Origin of the sequence: Chromobacterium subtsugae (assembly GCF_035919665.1) — a bacterium.
GTDB lineage: Bacteria > Pseudomonadota > Gammaproteobacteria > Burkholderiales > Chromobacteriaceae > Chromobacterium > Chromobacterium subtsugae.
This window is the reverse complement of record NZ_CP142381.1, coordinates 1,899,821-1,916,680: the sequence shown is the minus strand read 5'-3', so window position 1 is coordinate 1,916,680 and position 16,860 is coordinate 1,899,821. Positions and strand designations below refer to the sequence as shown.

The window sequence follows — 16,860 nt, the reverse complement described above, 5'->3', positions numbered from 1 at the left end:
AATATTTCCGCAAAACGCTTGCACGGAAAAAACCGGCAATGTATAGTGCGCTTCCTGTCGAGACCAAACGGCCGCCGCAAAAGCGGAATCGACAGAATATGTGGGGGTATAGCTCAGCTGGGAGAGCGCTTGCATGGCATGCAAGAGGTCAGCGGTTCGATCCCGCTTATCTCCACCACAATTTAGTCCCTATCGTCTAGAGGCCTAGGACACTGCCCTTTCACGGCGGCAACCGGGGTTCGAATCCCCGTGGGGACGCCAGCTTCAACTGGGGGTATAGCTCAGCTGGGAGAGCGCTTGCATGGCATGCAAGAGGTCAGCGGTTCGATCCCGCTTATCTCCACCACGTTTCAAACGCATTCCGCATTCCAGGCGGAAAGCGGGCAGCAAAAACAGTTTACCGGGGGTATAGCTCAGCTGGGAGAGCGCTTGCATGGCATGCAAGAGGTCAGCGGTTCGATCCCGCTTATCTCCACCAGTAAAAAAGCCGAAATCGCAAGATTTCGGCTTTTTCCGTTTTATTTTCCAAAATTCCGCAAATAAAGAAAAAAGGACGCCTCCGCGCCCACCTCCCCACCCTCTTCCGCCAAAATCTACAAACTCTCTCCACGCAGACGCCCAACCAGTCCCGCCAGCTTGCCGGCGTAGTCCGGATCGGTGGCATAGCCGCCGCGCGCCAGCGCGCCGGCGAAGGCCCGCGCGTCCGAGCCCACCCCCAAGGCGGCGCGATAGCGCGGATTGGTCGCCAGCAGGTCGGCGTAGTCGGCGAAGGCCGCCCGATAGTCGGGATAGGCACGAAAAGGCTCTACCCGCGATTGCCTCTTGCCGCCCAGGTATTCGGTAGTCAACGACGCCGCCACCTCGCCGCGCCAGCGCGAATCGGCCTTGATGCCGAACAGATTATGGCTGTCGCCGCCGTCGGCGCGGCGCAACGGCTTGCGCCCCCAGCCCGACTCCAGCGCCGCGTGGGCCACCAGGATATCCGGCGCCACGCCCAGCCTGTCGGCCGCTTCGCGCGCATACGGCGCCAACTCGGCGACAAAGGCCTGCCGATCCGGCGGCACCGTCGGCACCGTCGGCATCGCCTGGCCAGCCTTCATCTGCTGCTGCACGCGCCAAGCCTCGGGAGACAGCGCAGTCGGCGCGGCCGCGTCGCCGTCGGCGATGAAACGCTCCACTTCGCCGCGCACGCCGGCCAGCTGCTCGGCGAAACCCGCGCCCGGCGCCGGCAACGCCAGCGGCAAGGCGACGCCGTCGGCAGCCTGAGCGAACGCCGCGCCCAAGCCAGCCTCACTGCGCTGCGTAAACATCCGACTCCCCCTCCAGCACGCGCTGCAGCAATAGCCTGCGCTGCTGCAGCAACTGGCCGTTGCGCAAATTCAATTCGCGGCAATCGGCCACCATGCCGCGCAGCCGCAGCCAATGCCGCTCGCCCTGCTCGCGCTGCCGCTCCGGCAACGCCCGCAAGACCGCGGCCATCGTCAACTCAGCCCCCGCCGGCAGCAAGCGCTCCGCCGCGCCCAGGCGTTCGCGGCGGCTTAGCTCCAGGCGTCGGCACAACGCGCCGATCTCGTCGGCGCAAACCGACAAGGCCTGCGCGTCATGCGCCAGCGCGGCGGCGAACTGCCGCTCCAGACACGCCTGCAGCAAGGGATAAGCCGCCAGGTCGTCCGCCACCGTGGCGAACAGCCGGCGCAAGTCCTGCTGCCTATCCATCAACGACCGCCGTGATACTGCTCGATCAGGCCGGCGAGCCGCTGCGGATCGAAGCGCACTTCGCCGCGCGCCAATGCGGCGCGCACCGCGTCGACCTTGGCCAGATCGACTTCCGGCATCGCCTGCAAGGCCGCCGCCAGCGGCGCCTCGGCCGCGGCGGGAGCCGGACGGGCCGGCGCATCGGCCGTCGCGGCGGCGTCGGTCTTGGCAGGCGCGGCCTTGTCGGCGCGCCAGGAGGAAAGGGAAGATATCTGCATCAGTCTGCCTGCTACTGTGGAATTGGGTGTGATACCCATACAGGGCGACGCCGGGCCGCCAAACTTAAATCCGCAAGCGAAACGGCCGCCTGGCGGTTAGCCCGGGCGGCCGTTGGCGCATCAGAAGTTTTCCGGCAGCATCTTCAGCACCACGATGCGGCGGTTCTCCATCCGGATATAGTGGCCGTAGATCAGCTCCTTCAGGATACGCGCCACCATCTCGCGCGAGGAGCCGATCTGGTCGGCGATTTCCTGCTGGGTCAACTGCTTGCGCAGGATCAGCACGCCGTCCTGCTCGATCAGCATCTGGTTGATCAGGATGCGCACCCTGCCATAGACATCCAGCAAGGCCAAATTGCGCGCCAGCGTAGTCATGTGGCGCACCAGCGAAACCAGGTAGCACATGATGCTGCTGCGCACCTTGTCGCAGCCGGGGAGGCCATCCTCGCTGTCGAACAGGCCGCTGAGGGCCTCGCGCGAGAACATCAGCAACACGCTTTCCTCATCGGCCACCGCGCTGCTGCCGCGGCCGCCGCCGTCCACAAACGACTCCATGCCCAGCATCCCGCCCGGCATCGCCATCTGCAGCACGTATTTCTTGCCCACGGCATCTGCCACATACACCTGCATGCAGCCCCCCAGCAGCAGGTAGACCGCATCCGAAGCGTCGCCCTCCTCGTACAGGGCCTCGCCCCTAGCCAGACGGACGGTTTCGCAACATTCCAGCGCCCGATCCAGCGTATCGTCTGCCAAATGACCAAACAACGGCGTTTGCCGCAACATCTGCGTAACTTGTTCTTGATTCATCTCGGTAACACGTCCCCGACTATCCGGCAGCCCAAGCCTTGAACGGCAAAGCCATGCCCAAGTCATTATTTATTGTTCGCGATATGAGATCTGGCTCATACACCGCGTATTGTTATCAACACAGGGGAAATTGTAAATAATTTGATTAAAATTTATGTGAAAATCGCACAAAAAAAGACCTTGCAACGCAAAGTCTTTTGTGATTGCACAATATTAACAAATACTCACCTGATACCGATGGTATTTTCTCTAAGTTTTTGCAAGTCTTTCTCATTTGGTAGCGCGGACGCAACACCGGGCAGCCCGGTCTTGCCGTCGGCGGCCGAGCCGAACATCGCCACCACCGCCTGAGCCTGGCCCGAAGTCAGGATCAGCAGCTCGATGCGGCGGTTCGCCGCCGCCAGCGGATGCTCGCGGTCGAGCGGCGCGCGCTCGGCCATGCCCACCACCTGCAGCACCGAAGCCGGGGCCAGGCCGCCCTGCAGCATGTGCATCCGCGCCGCCATCGCCCGGTTGCTGGACAGCGACCAATTGGACAAGGCGGCGAAGCCGCCGGCGCTGTGGTACTGCGCCGCGTCGGTGTGGCCGACCAGCAGGATCTGGTTGTCGATCTCGCCCAGCATGGCGCCCATTTGCTGCAGCAGGCCGCGGAAGCGGGGTTCGACGATGGCGCTGCCGCGCTCGAACATGCCCTGCTGATCGGTATCGTGCAGGGTCACGCGCAGGCCGTAAGGCGTGATGATGGTTTGCAGATTGCTGGACAGGCCGGCCTGCTGGCTCATTGTCGACAACTGCGCGGCCAGCTTGCGCAGGTCGGCCTCGCTGTCGTAGCTGCGGCGCGGCATTTCCGGCTGATCTTGCGCCGAACGCTTGTCGCTGTCGCGCAGCGCCGACTTGCTGGCAGCCTGGCTGCCGGTCGGGCCGGGGATGGGGTCGCGCGGGATCAGGCTGCCAGGCGGATTGCCCATGTGGTCGATCTGCTTGCCGTCGCCCTGCATCAGCGGGCTGCCGCCGGAGGTGGTCAACAGCTGCCGCAGGTTTTCCTGATCGCGCGCGGCCAGCACCCACAGCACCAGGAACAGGCACATCAGCGCCAGCACGAAGTCGGCGAACGCCACTTTCCACGCGCCGCCGTGGCCTTCTTCCTCATGGCGGCGCGACACGCGCTTGATGACCGCGCCTTCGTGCTCGTCCTTTTTCTTCAAGCCGGCCATGGATCAGCCCTGACCTTCCAGCATGGTGATCCACGACTCCAGCTGCGAGAAGCTGGGCTTGGTGTTGAGCTGCACCAGGCGGCGGCCGGCGTCGATGGCCAGCAGCGGCGGCTTGCCGGAGGCGTGGGTGGTCAGCACCACTTTCACCGATTCGAAATTGGACAGCTCTTCCTTCACCAGCTGGCTCATCACGTTGGAAATCGGGTCCAGCACGCCGTAGCAGAAGAAAATGCCGATGAAGGTGCCCACCATGGCGGCCGCCACGCTGTTGGCGATTTCGCCGGCGCTGGCGCCCTGGGCGACGGTGTTCATCGCCATCACGATGCCCAGCACCGCCGCCAGGATGCCGAAGCCCGGCATCGCCTCGGCGATCTTATGCAGCGACTTGGACGGCTGGTTCAGCTGCTCGTGGATCGCGTCCAGTTCTTGGTCCAGCACGCCTTCCAGCTCGTGGGCGTTGATCTTGCCCATCGCCATCAGGCGGAAGTTGTCGACGATGAAGGCCAGCAGCTTGGGGCTTTCCAGCACCAGCGGGTAGCGGTTGAACAACGGGCTCTGGCGCGGCGCCTCCACGTGCTGGTCCAGCGCCTTCAGGCCGCGGCTGGCGGTGATCAGCAATTCGTACATCAGCAGCAGCTGCTGGCGCTGGAATTCGGCGCCCTGCTTCTTGCGCGTCGCCACCCGCTTGAGCTGGCCGCCCATCTCCTTGAGCACATGCGGCGGATTGCCCAGCACGATGGCGCCCAGCGCCGCGCCGCAAATGATCAGCAACTCCACCGGCTGCCAGATCACCGACAGCACGCCGCCATGCAGCATGAAGCCGCCGAATACACAAACCAGCACGATCAGGATGCCAAACAGTTGCTGCATGGGATGTTTCCTTGCTTCAGGCCGCCATCAGGCAGGCCTGCATCTTTTTCAGGGCGCTCTTGTTGATCTGGCAGATGCGGGCCTCGGTCAGCTCCAGCACTGCGGCGATCTCCTTGAGACTCAGTTCAAATTCGTAATACAGCTGGATCACCTGCTGCTCGCGCTCGTTCAGCGCGGTCAGCGCGCGCGCCAGCTCGCTCTGCCGCTCCAGCCGCGCCTCCGGCGAATCCTCCGCCGCCAATTCCATGCCGGATGCCACCAATTCGTCGAAGCTGGCCATCGCCTCGGCGTTTTCCGCCAGCAGCGCTTCGCGGTAGGCGTCGGCGTCCAGGCTCAGCAGCGTCATCGCCTCGGCCTCGGACGGTTCGCGCCTGAGCTTGCGCCGCAGCTCGCGCAGGCCGTCACGCACCCGGTGCGCCTCCTGCCTGACCGAACGCGGCCGCCAGTCCAGCCGTCGCAACTCATCCAGGATGGCGCCGCGGATGCGCAGCATGGCGAAGCCGGCGAAGCGCTCGTCCGGCTCGCCGCCGTAGCGGCGCAGGCAATCGAGCAGCGCCATCAGGCCGATCTGCTCCATGTCCTCGCGGTCGAACACCCCGCCGGCCTGGCTGGCCAGCTGGCGCGCCGCCCGCTTCACCAAGGGCGCGTACAAGGCCAGCTGCCGGCTTTCGTCGGCGGCATGGGGAGCGGGTGCGTAGCTTTCGGCGTACATCGGGCTTATTCGATGATCAGCTTGCTGACCATCACTTCGCTGAACGGCAATTCGTTTTGCTCTCGCGCGGCGCTTGCGCGGTAGGCCTTGTCCAGCAGGCGCTGGTAGTCGTCTATGCCCAGCGCGTTGGCGCGCTCGCGCGACAATTGCGACAAGGCGCGCACCGCCACGCTCTTGAGCAGCGGCAGCTGCTCCTTGACCTTGGGCTCGCTCTCCGGGCTGCTGCGGAACACCAGGTCCACCGCCATGTAGCGCGGGTCGCCGCCGGCTTCGCTGCGCAGCATCACCACGATCTTGTCCAGGCTGACGAAACGGTAGTCCATCGGCTTGGGCTTGGCCGGCGCCGCATGGGCGGATTGCTGGTAGTACCACCAGCCGCCGACGCCGGCGCTCGCCGCCAGCGCGGCGACCAGCGCCGCGACGATCAGAGTCTTGCTATTCATTCACTTCCTTCCTTGTCCGGCTTTCAGCCCTGATCCAGCTCAAAGGCTTCCGCCGTCTGCCAGCCCTGCTCGCGCAAGGCGCGGCCCGGATTCTGCTGCGGCTGCTGCTCGCGGTTCTGTCTGCCGCCCTGGCCGTAGCCGGAAGGCGCGCCCTCCTTCACCTCCACCGCCACCTGGGTGTACTGGCGGTTGCCCAGGTCCTGGCGCAGGCTGTCGCCTATGGTTTGCAGCTGCTTGACCACCTCGCTGTGCGAAGCCGTCAGCTCCACCGTCAGCGCGCCGGCCTGATGGCGGATGGCGATCTCCAGCGTGCCCAGCGCCGGCGGGTCCAGGCGCAGGGTGGCGCGGTCCTGGTTCTGGCTGGACAGCACCTGCAGGCGCTCGCCCAGCGCCGCCTGCAGCTTGCCGCTCCAGCTGTCCGGCTGCGACGCCGGCAGTTGCAGGCTGAACGTGTCCGCCGGCTTGGCATTGTCCGCCGCGTGCGGGGCCGGCAACGGCAACGCCGCCAGCAGCGCCGTTTGCTGCGCGTCGGCCCGCGGCGCGGCGACGTCTGCCGTCAACGCGGCCAGCGCCTTGGCGTCAAGCAAGCTCGGCGCCGCCGCCGCGATGGCGCGCGGCGCGGGCTCCGATGGCTGCGGCTGCGCGTCCGCCGCCACCGCCGGGAGCGGCGCCGGCTGCAATTGCGGCCAGACCAGCGGCGGCTGCATCGCCGGGCTGAGCGCGGCAACATCGACCTGAGCCACTCCGCCCTCGTCTTGGTCCTGCTTGCCGTCGCTCGGCTTGGCCTCGTCGGCCACGGCGGCGGCAAGCGCCGGCGCGGCAGGCTGCGCGGCTTGGCTTGGCGCCAGTTGCGGCTGCGCAGCGTCCGCCGGCGGCGCTTGCCGCAGCGCCAGCAGCGCGCTGGCGAAATCCTGCGCCGGCTGGCCGGCCGGCAGCGACAGGCTGTCGATATCCAGCGCCTGGCCTACGACATCGTCAGCCATCGCTGGCAAGGCATTGCCGGCTTGCGGCGGGGCCACTCTGCTCATGCTTGTTCCCATTCACTGAATTGCGCGTAGGCCATCTGGCCTTCGCGCTGTTGGCCCATCGCGGCGAGCTTGTGCCGCAGCGCGTCGATTTCGGCCTGGCTGCAATCCAGCGCAGCGCGGTAGGCGTCGGTCAGCAAGCGGCGCTGGCCGGCGTCCAACGCTGGCTCGCCCTCCGACAGCAGCCGGCGCAGCGCCTGGTCGAGCTGCGCCAGCTTCCGCCAGTCTTGCTCGCGCCCGGCCTGGCTGATCGCCTGGCTCCAGGCGGCGGCGTCAAACGGCGGCATCTTGGTCCCGCACGCCTATCCAGCCGCCCTTGAGCTTGACCAGCAGCGCCTCGGCCTCATCCAGCGCCGCCACGTCCATCTCCACGCTGGCCTGGTACAGCTTGTGCGCGCAGTAGTCGTACAAGCGCGCCAGGCTGGTCACCACCTCGCCGCCGTTGTCGAAGTCCAGCGCGCTGGACAGGCCGTTGAGGATATTGATGCACTTGTTGATGCTCTCGCCCTTCTGCTCGAAACGGCGGTGCTGCAGATGGCCGCGCGCGCGCGCGATTTCCTCCAGCAGGCCGTCGAACAGCACCAGCACCAGGTCGACCTGGCTGGCGGAGTGGGTCTGGGCTTCCAGGTTCACCGCGTGGTAGCTGCGATAGGCTTCGTAATCCACTGTCTAGATCCTGCTTTCTTGCTCAGTTGTAACCCAGCATGCCCATGGTCTGGGTCATTTGGGTCTGCATGTTCTGCAGTTGGGTGAATTGGGCCAGATAGCGCTGGTAGGTCTGCTGATACTGCTGCTGCAGTGCGTCCTGGCGGCGGTTCAGATCCTGCTGCGCGCGGTCGGCGCTGTCCTTGCGCTGCTTGATCAGGCCATTGCTGTAGTTCAGCCACTTATCCAGGTAATCGCTGCTTTGCTTGAGCGCGCCGCTCTGGCCGACGCCGTTGAAATAGCGGTCCAGCGCGTCCGGCGTGTTCTTCAGCGCGTCGCCCAGCTTCTTGCTGTCCAGCGTCAGGCTGCCGTCGCGGCTGGCGCTGATGCCCAGCTGGCCCAGCGTGATGCCGTCGAAAGACTGGCGCAGGATGGCGTTGAGCTGGCTTTTCAGTCCGCGGATGCTGGAGTCGTCGGCGAAGGGGCCGGCGGTGGCGCCGTTGATGCCCGGCTGCGACAGGTCGGAAATCGCCTTGTAGATCTTGTTGTAGCCGTCGACGAAGGCCTGCACGTTGGCGGTGGTGTCGTTGTCGCTGCGGCTGACCGCCAGTTGCAGCGGCGCGTCGCCGTCCTTCATCGCCTTGTTGACGGTGAAGCTGACGCCGTCGATGTTGTCGAAGGTATTGGAGGCCTGCTGCATGCGCACGCCGCTGGCCTTGCCGCCCAGCCATACCACCGCGTCCTGCGCCTGGGTCAGCTGGCGCGAAGCGGACAGGCCGGTTTTCAGGCCGGCGTCGCTCACTTGCGACAGGTCCAGCGAGATGGCGCCGTTCAGGCCGGTCTTGCCGGCGGACAGCACCAGCTGGCTCGCGCCGTTGTTGTTCAGCACCATGGCGTTGACTTTGCCGCCGTTGCCGCTGGCGCGGTTGATCGCCAGCGCCAGTTCGCTGGCGGACAGCTTGCCGTCGCCGTCGCGGTCGGCCCCGGACATCGAGACGTCGAAAGTGTCGCCACCGGCCAGTTTGACGGTGAACTTGTCGCCGGCCTGCGCGGTGGCGCCGGACAGATCGCCCATCGCCAGTTGCTGCGCGCTGGCCAGCTGCTCGACGAACAGGCTGTAGTTGCCGGGCTGGGCATTGCCCTTGGCGGTGACCGTGGCCGCACCGTCGGGCAGCGCCGTGGCGTTCATCGCCACCAGGCTCTTCTTGTTGGTCAGCGCGCCCAGGCTGGTCTTGTAGTCCTGCAGCGCCTTTTGCAGCTGGCCCAGCGCGTCGCTGCGCGCCTTGGCGGCCTTGGTCTGGTTGTCCAGCTGGGTCTGCATATTGCCCAGGCTGTTCTTGGCCAGGTTGTCGGCCCAGGTGCTGGGAGGCATCGCATTGAAATCAATCGCCATCGCTATTCCTTTCGTCGGCTAACGGTATCCATCACTCAATGGCGACCGCGCGCGGCCATCCCTGAAACGCCGTGAATATTCACCACCCCGCCGCTCCCCGCAGCCAGGCTTGGCCGGCGGCTTCGTCGGTGCGCTTTTGCTCTGCCCGCGTCTGTTCGTCGCGCCAGGCCTGCAGGCTTTGGTCGCGCAGCAGTTCCGCCTGCTCCTGGCGCTGGCGCGCGGCCAGCAGCTGGCGCTGGCTGACCGCGGCGTCGGCCTCCGCCAGCTGCAGATCCTGCCGCTGCGACTGGCTCAGCCCCGCCAGATGGCTCTTGTAGCCGGCGCAATTGAGCGCCAGGGCCGGGTGTCCGGCGGCGGCGCTGGCGCCGCTGGCGGCGTTCAGTTCCTCCAGCCGCGCGATATTGCGGCGGTAGCGCTCCTGCAGCCGGCGCTTGCCGGCCAGCTCGGTTTCCAACTGCCGGCTGTCGCGCTCGCGCAGCTGCAGCAGCAGATTCAGTTGCTGGATGGCGGTATTCATGCGCGCGCCAGCTCCTGCATTCGGCCGCGCGTATCCGCAAACGAGGCCGCCTCGGCGGCATCCTGGCGCAGCAGCGCTTCGATGCCGGGCTGCAGGCGCAGCGCGCGGTCGGTGGCGGGGTCGGCGCCGGGCACGTAGGCGCCCAGCGGCAGCAGGCCGCGCACTTCCTGATAACGGCCCCAGGCGGCGCGCAGCTCGCGCGCGGCGGCGGCGTGCTCGGCGTCCACCAGCTGGCTCATGCAGCGGCTGACCGAGCGGGAGATGTCTATCGCCGGATAGTGGCCGCGTTCGGCCAGTTCGCGGCTCAATACGATGTGGCCGTCCAGAATGGCCCGGGCGGTGTCTGCCACCGGGTCTTGCTGGTCGTCGCCTTCGGCCAGCACAGTGTAGATGGCGCTCATGCTGCCCTCGCCCTTCTCGCCGTTGCCGGCGCTCTCGGCCAGGCTGGGCAGCAGGCCGAACACCGACGGCGGATAGCCGCGGGTGGCCGGCGGCTCGCCCAGCGCCAGCGCCATTTCGCGCTGCGCCATCGCGTAGCGGGTCAGCGAATCGACCAACAGCAGCACGTTGCGGCCCTGGTCGCGGAAATGGGCGGCGATGGCGTGGCACAGCTCGGTGGCCTTCAACCGCATCAGCGGCGATTCATCGGCCGGCGCCACCACCAGCACCGCCTTGGCCAGGCCCTGCGGCCCCAGCGCGTGCTCGACGAATTCGCGCACTTCGCGGCCGCGCTCACCTATCAGGCCGACCACCACCACTTCGGCCTCGGTATGGCGGGTGATCATGCCCAGCAGCACGCTCTTGCCGACGCCGGAGCCGGCAAACAAGCCGACGCGCTGGCCGCGGCCTATGGTCAGCATGCCGTTGATGGCGCGCACGCCGACGTCCAGCGGCATGTCGACCGGTTTTTTCCTGAGCGGGTTGATCTGCGGCGGATGCGCGGCCAGCGGCGCGTCGCCGCCTAGCCTGCCCTTGTCGTCCAGCGGCTCGCCCAGGCCGTTGACGATGCGGCCCAGCCAGCCATCGCCTATGCTGAGGCCGCCGCTTTCCGGCGCCGGCAGCACCCGCGCGCCGGTGGCGAGGCCGACAGGCTTCTTGAACGGCATCAGGAAGGAAACTTCGCGCTTGAAGCCCACCACCTGCGCCTGCAGCCAGCCGCCGGAGGCGGTTTCCACCAGGCAGCGCTGGCCGGTTTCCAGCGGGCAGCCGACGCTCTCGAGCAGCAGGCCGCTCACGCCCACCAGCCGGCCGCTGACGGTGGCGACAGGCGCGTCCGGCACCGACAGCTGGCTGAGCGCCTGGCGCAGCATCGCTTAAGCCTCGCCCTGCGCGGCCGGCTCGGCCTGCAGTTGCTCGCGCAGGCTGTCCACGCAATGCGCCAGCCGCTGCTGGCAGCCGGCGTCGGCCTCGAATTCGGCGCCGCGCACCCGGCACTCGCCCGGCGCCAGACCGGAATCGGCCAGCAGCCGCCACTTGGCGGCGCGCTCCGGCGCCAGCTCGCGGATGCGCTGGCATTCTTCGGGGTTGAGCAGCACTTCCACCTCGCCCTGGCTGTGGGAGGCGGCAGGCAGCGCGGCCAGCGTCTCCTCCACCAGGTCGAGGATCTGCACCGGCTTCAAGGTCAGCTCGCAGCGGATCACCTGGCGCGCCACCTTGGCCACCAGTTCCACCACCTCGTCGCGCTGGGCAGCCTGGTAGTCGCGACACAAGCGCCGCAATTGCTCGATGGCGGCGTCCAGCGGCTCGGCCAGGCTGGAGAAGCGCGCCAGCTCCTCGGCGCGCGCAGCGGCCACGCCCTCCTGCCGGCCCAGCGCGACGCCTGCCTGGTAGCCGGCGTCGCGGCCGGCGGCTTCGCCGCTGTCAAAACCTTCGCGGTAGCCGGCGTCCATGCCCTGGCGGAAACCGTCGGCGGCGGAGGCCTGCGCCTCGGCCGCCGCCAGCGGCTCCAGCGGCGCGCCGTCGATCAACGGCGGAAAACGGAAGGGGCGCCAGTGTTTCACTCGACCACTTCCTCGGGGAACAGCTGCAGGTCGATCTCGCCGCCGTCGGCCAATTGCCGCACCTGGGCCATGATCTCGCGCCGCGCCTCTTCCACCCGGCTTTTCGGCACCGGGCCGGAGCGGCGCATGGTGGCGTCGAAGTTTTGCGCCTGGCGGCGCGGCATGGTCTGGGTGATGGCGTCGCGCACCGCGGGCTCGGCGCCCTTCAGCGCGATCGCCCACTGCTCCAGCGACACGTCTTCGCAGATGCGGGTCAGCACGGTTTCGGTCTGGCGCGACAGGATGAAGAAGTCGTACATCCTCACCTCGATCTCGTCGACGATTTCCGGGTCGTGCGCGCGCAGCAGCTCCATCATGCGGCTGCGGTCGCCCGGCAGGCGGTTGATGATGTCGGCGGTCTGCTGCATGCCCTGCACCGCGGTGCTTTGCGTGTGCAGGCTTTCCAGGCAGCGGTTGACCAGCTCTTCCAATTCCTGCAGCAGCTCGCGGTCCACATCGGTGAGGCGGGCCACGTTGACCAGCACGCTGTCGCGGCTGGCGGCCGGCAAGGCGTCCACCACCTGGCCGGCCAGCGCCGGCGGCAGGAAGGCGAGGAACACCGCCTGCATCCGCACGTGTTCGGCGGCGATGCGGTCGGCCAGCCATTGCGGCGACACCCACTGCAAACGCGCCATCTTGGGACGGATGGCGTCGCCGTAGATGGTGTCCAGCACGCTGCCGGCGATGTCGCCACCCAGCGCCAGCTCCAGCGAACGCTTGAGGAAGCTGCGGCTGGCGCCGTGCACGCCGCTTTGCTCGCGGTATTCGTCGAAGAATTTCTGCATGGTGGTCTTGACCGCGTCCACCTTGATGCCGCTCATGCCGCTCATCGCCTGGGTCACCTGCAGCAGCTCTTCGCGGCTGAGGCAGCGCAGCACCGCCGCCGCCGGCTCTTCGCCCATGCACAGCAGCAGCACCGCCGCCTGCTCGATGGCGCTCATCTGGCCGTTGCCGGCTGCCGCCGCGGGGACGTAAGGCGCCGCTTCCGGCGCGAAATTATTGCTTGCGTCCATTGTTCTGCACCCATTGTTTGACCACTTCCGCCACCCGCTCCGGCTCCTTGGCCGCCAGCACCTTCAGGTGGTCCACCAGCACGTCCACCGGCGAACCGGCGGGCGGCAGGTCGTAATTTTCCAGCAGCGGCACCACCGGGCTGTCGCCCGGCGCGGCCGCCAGCGCGGCCTGGCGCTGGCCGGCCGCCTCGCGCAGCGGACGGTTGTCCAGCAGCGGATCTTCCGGCGTCACGTCCACCTCGCCCGGCGCGTAGTCGCCCAGCTTGCGCTCCGCCAACTGGCGGGCGATCTTCAAAAGCGGACGGGCCAGCAACAGGTAAGCCAGCAACAGCGCGATCGCGTAGCCCAGCCAGCGCGCGCCCTCGAACCAGGTTTCCGGCTGCTGCCAGAACGCTTCTTCCGCTACCGGGGCGGCGAAGTTCAGCGTGGACACCGCCAGCACGTCGCCGCGCTCGGCGCTGATGCCCAGGCCGTTGCGCAGCAGCTTGTCGATATTGGCCAGCTCGGTCGGCTGCCATCCCTTCTTGGTCGGCGCGGCGGCCTGGTTCAGCACCACCGCCACGCTGAGGCGGCGCAGCGTGCCGCGCGCCTTCTTGATGTTCATGATGTTGCGGTCGTAGGCGTACTGGCGGGTGACCGCGTTCTTGCTGTTGCCGGACTTTTCATTGGCCGGGCCGGAGGAGTCGGTGTTGACCGGCCGGTTGCTCAGCGAGCCGGGCACGCCCAGCGCCATCCGCTCGGTGCTGGTTTCCTCGCGCGAGGCCTCGTTGGTGACCTTGGGCGCCTCGCCGTATTTCTCGCGGGTTTCCTCGACGCGGTCATTGTCGACGTCGGCGGTGACGCTCACCTTGAAGTTGCCCGCGCCCAGCGCTGGCGACAGCAGGTCGCGCGCGTTCTGCAGCGCCTGCTCGCGGAAGCGGCGCGCCGCCTCGTTGTCGGAACCCACCATGCCGCCGTCGGACAGGTCGACATGGGCGGACAGCAGATTGCCGGCCTGGTCCACCAGGGTCACCTGCGCCGGGTCCAGCGTGGAGACGCTGCCGGCCACCAGCTTGACCACCGCGGCGATCTGCTCGCTGGACAGCTGCTGGCCGGGCTTTAGCGTCACCACCACCGATGCCGAGCCCTTGTCGGTGCCGGCGGTGACGAAGGAAGTGCTGCGCGGCAAGGACAGATGCACGCGGGCGGCGCGCACCGGATCCAGCGCCAGGATGCTCTGCACCAGCTCGCCTTCCAGGCCGCGGCGGAAGCGCACGTCCTGCACGAACTGGCTGACGCCCAGCGGGTCGTTCTTGTCCAGCAGCTCCAAGCCGGCCGGCAGCTGCGCCACCACGCCTTTGGCCGCCAGCTGCATGCGCACGCGGCCCAGCTGGTCTTCTGGCACCAATACCTGGCCGGTTTGCGGATGGATGCGGTAGGGAGTCTTGTCGGCGTCGAGCGCCGCCATCATATCGGCGCTGTTGACCTTTTCCTGCGCGCCGAACACCGGCTTGTAGCTGGCGTCGTCGCGCCACAGCCACAGGGTCAGCGCCAGGCTCAGGCCGATGGCCAGGATCACCATCGGCAGCAGGTAGCGCCAGGCGTTCGCCGGCAGCAGACGGCGGCCGGCCATTTTTTCTTGTACGGCGGCAAAGCCGCTCCGCAATTGCTTGACCACGTCGCCTCCCGGCTTACAGCTGCATCTTGATCAGGTCGTCGACGGCGCCGACCACCTTGTTGCGCACCTGCATCAGCATCGAGAAGGACAGGCTGGCCTCCTGGCTCATCAGCATCGCGCCGACCAGATCGTCGCTCTGGCCGCTGTCCACCTCGGTCATCTTGTCCGAGGCCAGGCGGTTCTGCTGGTCGACATCGCGCACCGCCGACACCAGGGCCTGGCTGAAGCTTTGCGCGGCCGGCGCGTCGTCCGCGGCCGGACGGGGGGCCGCCACGGCGCCCTGGCCCAGCTTGGCCATCTCGCCCAGCAATTGGCTGCGATCGGCGTGGATCATCAAACCCAGATTGGCCATCACTACATCCTTAAATCAACAGGTATCAAAACGCGGCGCGCCCAGCGCAGGCATCCACCAGCAATGCTTACATGCAAGCTGGCGGATTTTAAACTCAACGCTTTATTACTCAGTTGGTATTTTTCACATTCGCAACCGTGAATTTTCCCCCTTTACCACTGGCGGACAGCCAGTAAGATGCACACTCCCAGCAATTGCCGGGGGCTGTCCGACCGCCTCCGGCCACGAACGAAAATCGCCATGCCCAAAGCCAAAATCGTTGCGCCGCAGGAAGGCGCCCGCCTGCAGGCCTTGGATCTGCGAACCCTGGGGCGCCCGATACACCTGCTGCCGCTGTTCGCCCGCGCATTGCAGCAAGAGCTGGGCGACTTCCTGGAGCGGGAACTCAACCGCCGCTACCACGCCGCTTTCCGCATCACCGCCCTGCGCCAAAACCTGCCCGCCGCCGACGAGCTGCGCTGGCAATGGCACGCGCTGGGCGACTGGCAGCTGGGCAGCCATTTCGACCGCAGCCTGCTGCTGGGCATCCTGGATTACCGCTTCGGCGCCAGCGCCGCGCCGATCGCCAAAGACTTGCCGGCGGAAACCGAAACCGAGCGCCGGCTGGCCCGCAACCTGGCCGAACGGCTGCTGCCGCGCCTGGCCGCCGCCATCCTCCAGCTGGAACAGGCGCCGGGCGCCTACGGCGACAAGCCGCGCCCGCAGCCCTTCGCCGGCCAGCCTGCCTGGCAGCTGGAAATCGAACTCTCCGACGGCGACGCGCCGCGCGGCGCGCTGCGCCTGCGCCTGGGCGAGTCAGCCTTCGAAACCCTGCTGCAAAACCTGTCCGGCCAGCGCCGCAAGCTGGCCGGCGACCGCGCCCCGGGCAGCTTCCGCGACCGGCTGACGCTGCGGCTGGACGCGCGCCTGCTGCAGCAGGAGCTGCCGCTGGGCGCCATCCTCGACTTGAAGCCCGGTTCGGTGCTGCCGGTGACGCTGCCGCCGCAAGCCGAAGTGTGCGTGCGCGGCGCGGCCTTGTTCCGCGCCCACGTGGCGGAGCGCCAGGGCAAGCTGTGCCTGAGCGGCTTCGCCGATACCGAATGACCCCCATCGCACTGGACGACTACGCATGGACCTGAAACAAGATTTCGACCTGGACGGCATCCTGGACAGCCTGGAGCCGGAAGCCGCCGCCGCGCCCGCTCCCGCGCCGCGCGACATGACGCCCTTTCTGCGCAAGATACCCGTCAAGCTGACGCTGGAAGTGGGCAGCGCCGACGTCAGCCTGGCCGACCTGTGCCAGATCGGCGCGGGCTCGGTGATCGAGCTGGACAAGCTCGCCGGCGAGCCGCTGGACATCAAGGTGAACGGCACCGTGATCGGCCGCGCCGAAGTGGTGGTGTCCGGCGAAAACTACGGCCTGAGGGTGGTGGAATTGAACGACCTGGAACTGGACAGCCTGGCCTGATGAAACGGTACAAGCTTTACGCCCCGCTGCTGGCCGGCCTGCTGCTGGCCAGCCCCTGCGGCTGGGCCGATTCGCTGAAGCTGCTGACCGCCACCTCCGGCGGCGCGGCGGTGGACTTCACCGTCAAGACCCAGATCCTGATCCTGATGACGGCGCTGGGCCTGTTGCCGGTGCTGGCGCTGATGATGACCAGCTTCACCCGCTTCGTCATCGTGCTGTCGCTGCTCAGGCAGGCGCTGGGCCTGCAGCAGGGCCTGCCCAACCGCCTGATCACCGGCGTGGCGCTGATCCTGACCCTGCTGGTGATGCGGCCGGTGGGGCTGCAAGTATGGAACGAGGCGATGGTGCCCTTCGACCAGGACAAGATCACCATGCCGCAGGCGCTGGAGATCGCCTCCAAGCCGGTCAGCCGCTTCATGCTGGCGCAAACCAGCAAAACCGCGCTGTCCCAGGTGGCCCGGCTGTCCGGCGAAGGCGACGTCGCCCGCCCGGAAGACCACGCCTTCACCGTCAAGCTGGCAGCCTTCGTGCTGTCCGAATTGAAAACGGCGTTTCAGATCGGCTGCATGCTGTTCATCCCCTTCCTGGTGATAGACCTGGTGGTGTCCAGCGTGCTGATGGCGATGGGCATGATGATGCTGTCGCCGCTGGTGATCTCGCTGCCCTTGAAGCTGCTGTTGTTCGTGCTGGTGGACGGCTGGTCGCTGACCGTCAACACGCTGGTCACGTCGATCCAGGCCTATTAGAAGGACG

General features: G+C 67.2%; 21 protein-coding genes and 4 tRNA genes. 7 read left to right on the top strand and 18 right to left on the bottom strand.

The annotated features are described in order from the left end of the window. Positions 1-102: 102 nt before the first annotated feature. From U6115_RS09500 to U6115_RS09485, 4 genes are all read left to right on the top strand, one after another. Positions 103-178: transfer RNA gene (locus tag U6115_RS09500), tRNA-Ala, on the top strand. Between the two features lie 7 nt (positions 179-185). Next, positions 186-261, top strand: a tRNA-Glu gene (locus tag U6115_RS09495). Positions 262-270: 9 nt separating this feature from the next. After that, positions 271-346: transfer RNA gene (locus tag U6115_RS09490), tRNA-Ala, on the top strand. A gap of 56 nt (positions 347-402) precedes the next feature. Beyond that, positions 403-478, top strand: a tRNA-Ala gene (locus U6115_RS09485). 115 nt (positions 479-593) lie between these two features. Here the strand turns inward: U6115_RS09485 and flgJ are convergent. The 18 genes from flgJ to U6115_RS09395 form a co-directional block, all read right to left on the bottom strand. Next, the gene (flgJ, locus tag U6115_RS09480) at positions 594-1,310 is read right to left on the bottom strand and encodes a flagellar assembly peptidoglycan hydrolase FlgJ (RefSeq protein ID WP_043576044.1); all 717 of its coding nucleotides are present in this window, start codon (positions 1,308-1,310) and stop codon (positions 594-596) included. Next, positions 1,291-1,716: a flagellar export chaperone FlgN gene (gene flgN / locus U6115_RS09475; protein WP_043576046.1), complete on the bottom strand. Its 426-nt coding sequence runs from the start codon at positions 1,714-1,716 to the stop codon at positions 1,291-1,293. Before flgN ends, flgJ begins: the two co-directional genes overlap by 20 nt. Beyond that, positions 1,716-1,973 carry a flagellar biosynthesis anti-sigma factor FlgM gene (gene flgM, locus U6115_RS09470; RefSeq protein ID WP_043576048.1) on the bottom strand — a complete coding sequence of 86 codons (258 nt, stop codon included), beginning with the start codon at positions 1,971-1,973 and terminating at the stop codon, positions 1,716-1,718. The genes flgN and flgM overlap by 1 nt, the downstream gene beginning before the upstream one ends. Before the next feature lie 120 nt (positions 1,974-2,093). Continuing rightward, entirely contained in the window at positions 2,094-2,780 is a 687-nt protein-coding gene (locus U6115_RS09465) for a Crp/Fnr family transcriptional regulator (RefSeq protein ID WP_043576050.1), read from the bottom strand. Between the two features lie 224 nt (positions 2,781-3,004). After that, positions 3,005-3,994, bottom strand: a complete 990-nt coding sequence (locus tag U6115_RS09460; RefSeq protein ID WP_043576052.1) for a flagellar motor protein MotB — start codon at positions 3,992-3,994, stop codon at positions 3,005-3,007. A 3-nt stretch (positions 3,995-3,997) separates the two neighbouring features. Then, positions 3,998-4,864, bottom strand: coding sequence for a flagellar motor stator protein MotA (gene motA, locus U6115_RS09455; RefSeq protein WP_043576055.1), 867 nt, complete (start codon positions 4,862-4,864; stop codon positions 3,998-4,000). A 16-nt stretch (positions 4,865-4,880) separates the two neighbouring features. Further along, on the bottom strand, positions 4,881-5,576 hold the full coding sequence (locus tag U6115_RS09450) for a FliA/WhiG family RNA polymerase sigma factor (protein ID WP_043576057.1): 696 nt from the start codon (positions 5,574-5,576) through the stop codon (positions 4,881-4,883). A gap of 5 nt (positions 5,577-5,581) precedes the next feature. Continuing rightward, positions 5,582-6,019 (bottom strand): flagellar basal body-associated FliL family protein, encoded by a 438-nt coding sequence (locus U6115_RS09445; protein ID WP_043576060.1) that lies wholly within the window; start codon positions 6,017-6,019, stop codon positions 5,582-5,584. Between the two features lie 23 nt (positions 6,020-6,042). Next, positions 6,043-7,047: a flagellar hook-length control protein FliK gene (locus U6115_RS09440; RefSeq protein ID WP_052258100.1), complete on the bottom strand. Its 1,005-nt coding sequence runs from the start codon at positions 7,045-7,047 to the stop codon at positions 6,043-6,045. Then, positions 7,044-7,331 (bottom strand): hypothetical protein, encoded by a 288-nt coding sequence (locus U6115_RS09435; protein ID WP_043576062.1) that lies wholly within the window; start codon positions 7,329-7,331, stop codon positions 7,044-7,046. The genes U6115_RS09440 and U6115_RS09435 overlap by 4 nt, the downstream gene beginning before the upstream one ends. Beyond that, positions 7,318-7,710, bottom strand: coding sequence for a flagellar export chaperone FliS (gene fliS / locus U6115_RS09430; RefSeq protein WP_043576065.1), 393 nt, complete (start codon positions 7,708-7,710; stop codon positions 7,318-7,320). The genes U6115_RS09435 and fliS overlap by 14 nt, the downstream gene beginning before the upstream one ends. A 22-nt stretch (positions 7,711-7,732) precedes the next feature. Further along, complete coding sequence (fliD, locus tag U6115_RS09425) at positions 7,733-9,082, bottom strand: flagellar filament capping protein FliD (RefSeq protein WP_043576067.1); 1,350 nt, start codon at positions 9,080-9,082, stop codon at positions 7,733-7,735. A gap of 79 nt (positions 9,083-9,161) precedes the next feature. Beyond that, positions 9,162-9,599: a flagellar export protein FliJ gene (fliJ, locus tag U6115_RS09420; protein ID WP_043576070.1), complete on the bottom strand. Its 438-nt coding sequence runs from the start codon at positions 9,597-9,599 to the stop codon at positions 9,162-9,164. Next, positions 9,596-10,909, bottom strand: coding sequence for a flagellar protein export ATPase FliI (gene fliI / locus U6115_RS09415; RefSeq protein WP_043576074.1), 1,314 nt, complete (start codon positions 10,907-10,909; stop codon positions 9,596-9,598). The genes fliJ and fliI overlap by 4 nt, the downstream gene beginning before the upstream one ends. Positions 10,910-10,912: 3 nt before the next feature. Continuing rightward, positions 10,913-11,599 (bottom strand): flagellar assembly protein FliH, encoded by a 687-nt coding sequence (fliH, locus tag U6115_RS09410; RefSeq protein ID WP_043576077.1) that lies wholly within the window; start codon positions 11,597-11,599, stop codon positions 10,913-10,915. After that, positions 11,596-12,651 (bottom strand): flagellar motor switch protein FliG, encoded by a 1,056-nt coding sequence (locus tag U6115_RS09405; RefSeq protein WP_043576079.1) that lies wholly within the window; start codon positions 12,649-12,651, stop codon positions 11,596-11,598. Before U6115_RS09405 ends, fliH begins: the two co-directional genes overlap by 4 nt. Beyond that, positions 12,635-14,263, bottom strand: coding sequence for a flagellar basal-body MS-ring/collar protein FliF (fliF, locus tag U6115_RS09400; protein WP_043576081.1), 1,629 nt, complete (start codon positions 14,261-14,263; stop codon positions 12,635-12,637). The genes U6115_RS09405 and fliF overlap by 17 nt, the downstream gene beginning before the upstream one ends. 58 nt (positions 14,264-14,321) lie before the next feature. Next, complete coding sequence (locus U6115_RS09395) at positions 14,322-14,660, bottom strand: flagellar hook-basal body complex protein FliE (protein ID WP_043576084.1); 339 nt, start codon at positions 14,658-14,660, stop codon at positions 14,322-14,324. 240 nt (positions 14,661-14,900) lie between these two features. Between U6115_RS09395 and U6115_RS09390 the strand changes: the two genes are divergently transcribed. From U6115_RS09390 to fliP, 3 genes are read left to right on the top strand one after another with little or no spacing between them, the layout of a single operon-like run. Next, the gene (locus U6115_RS09390) at positions 14,901-15,743 is read left to right on the top strand and encodes a FliM/FliN family flagellar motor switch protein (RefSeq protein WP_043576086.1); all 843 of its coding nucleotides are present in this window, start codon (positions 14,901-14,903) and stop codon (positions 15,741-15,743) included. A gap of 25 nt (positions 15,744-15,768) precedes the next feature. After that, positions 15,769-16,107, top strand: coding sequence for a flagellar motor switch protein FliN (fliN, locus tag U6115_RS09385; protein ID WP_043576088.1), 339 nt, complete (start codon positions 15,769-15,771; stop codon positions 16,105-16,107). Then, on the top strand, positions 16,107-16,853 hold the full coding sequence (gene fliP / locus U6115_RS09380) for a flagellar type III secretion system pore protein FliP (protein WP_043576090.1): 747 nt from the start codon (positions 16,107-16,109) through the stop codon (positions 16,851-16,853). The genes fliN and fliP overlap by 1 nt, the downstream gene beginning before the upstream one ends. Positions 16,854-16,860 lie beyond the last annotated feature (7 nt).

Excerpts from the sequence above, each read along its gene's own strand:
- fliN (WP_043576088.1), top strand. The coding sequence starts at position 15,769 with ATGGACCTGAAACAAGATTTCGACCTGGACGGCATCCTGGACAGCCTG.
- flgJ (WP_043576044.1), bottom strand. The coding sequence starts at position 1,310 with ATGTTTACGCAGCGCAGTGAGGCTGGCTTGGGCGCGGCGTTCGCTCAG.
- U6115_RS09450 (WP_043576057.1), bottom strand. The coding sequence starts at position 5,576 with ATGTACGCCGAAAGCTACGCACCCGCTCCCCATGCCGCCGACGAAAGC.
- fliF (WP_043576081.1), bottom strand. The coding sequence starts at position 14,263 with ATGGCCGGCCGCCGTCTGCTGCCGGCGAACGCCTGGCGCTACCTGCTG.
- fliD (WP_043576067.1), bottom strand. The coding sequence starts at position 9,082 with ATGGCGATTGATTTCAATGCGATGCCTCCCAGCACCTGGGCCGACAAC.
- U6115_RS09445 (WP_043576060.1), bottom strand. The coding sequence starts at position 6,019 with ATGAATAGCAAGACTCTGATCGTCGCGGCGCTGGTCGCCGCGCTGGCG.
- fliI (WP_043576074.1), bottom strand. The coding sequence starts at position 10,909 with ATGCTGCGCCAGGCGCTCAGCCAGCTGTCGGTGCCGGACGCGCCTGTC.
- U6115_RS09405 (WP_043576079.1), bottom strand. The coding sequence starts at position 12,651 with ATGGACGCAAGCAATAATTTCGCGCCGGAAGCGGCGCCTTACGTCCCC.
- U6115_RS09395 (WP_043576084.1), bottom strand. The coding sequence starts at position 14,660 with ATGGCCAATCTGGGTTTGATGATCCACGCCGATCGCAGCCAATTGCTG.
- flgM (WP_043576048.1), bottom strand. The coding sequence starts at position 1,973 with ATGCAGATATCTTCCCTTTCCTCCTGGCGCGCCGACAAGGCCGCGCCT.
- flgN (WP_043576046.1), bottom strand. The coding sequence starts at position 1,716 with ATGGATAGGCAGCAGGACTTGCGCCGGCTGTTCGCCACGGTGGCGGAC.
- U6115_RS09465 (WP_043576050.1), bottom strand. The coding sequence starts at position 2,780 with ATGAATCAAGAACAAGTTACGCAGATGTTGCGGCAAACGCCGTTGTTT.
- U6115_RS09390 (WP_043576086.1), top strand. The coding sequence starts at position 14,901 with ATGCCCAAAGCCAAAATCGTTGCGCCGCAGGAAGGCGCCCGCCTGCAG.
- fliJ (WP_043576070.1), bottom strand. The coding sequence starts at position 9,599 with ATGAATACCGCCATCCAGCAACTGAATCTGCTGCTGCAGCTGCGCGAG.
- U6115_RS09460 (WP_043576052.1), bottom strand. The coding sequence starts at position 3,994 with ATGGCCGGCTTGAAGAAAAAGGACGAGCACGAAGGCGCGGTCATCAAG.
- U6115_RS09435 (WP_043576062.1), bottom strand. The coding sequence starts at position 7,331 with ATGCCGCCGTTTGACGCCGCCGCCTGGAGCCAGGCGATCAGCCAGGCC.
- U6115_RS09440 (WP_052258100.1), bottom strand. The coding sequence starts at position 7,047 with ATGAGCAGAGTGGCCCCGCCGCAAGCCGGCAATGCCTTGCCAGCGATG.
- motA (WP_043576055.1), bottom strand. The coding sequence starts at position 4,864 with ATGCAGCAACTGTTTGGCATCCTGATCGTGCTGGTTTGTGTATTCGGC.
- fliP (WP_043576090.1), top strand. The coding sequence starts at position 16,107 with ATGAAACGGTACAAGCTTTACGCCCCGCTGCTGGCCGGCCTGCTGCTG.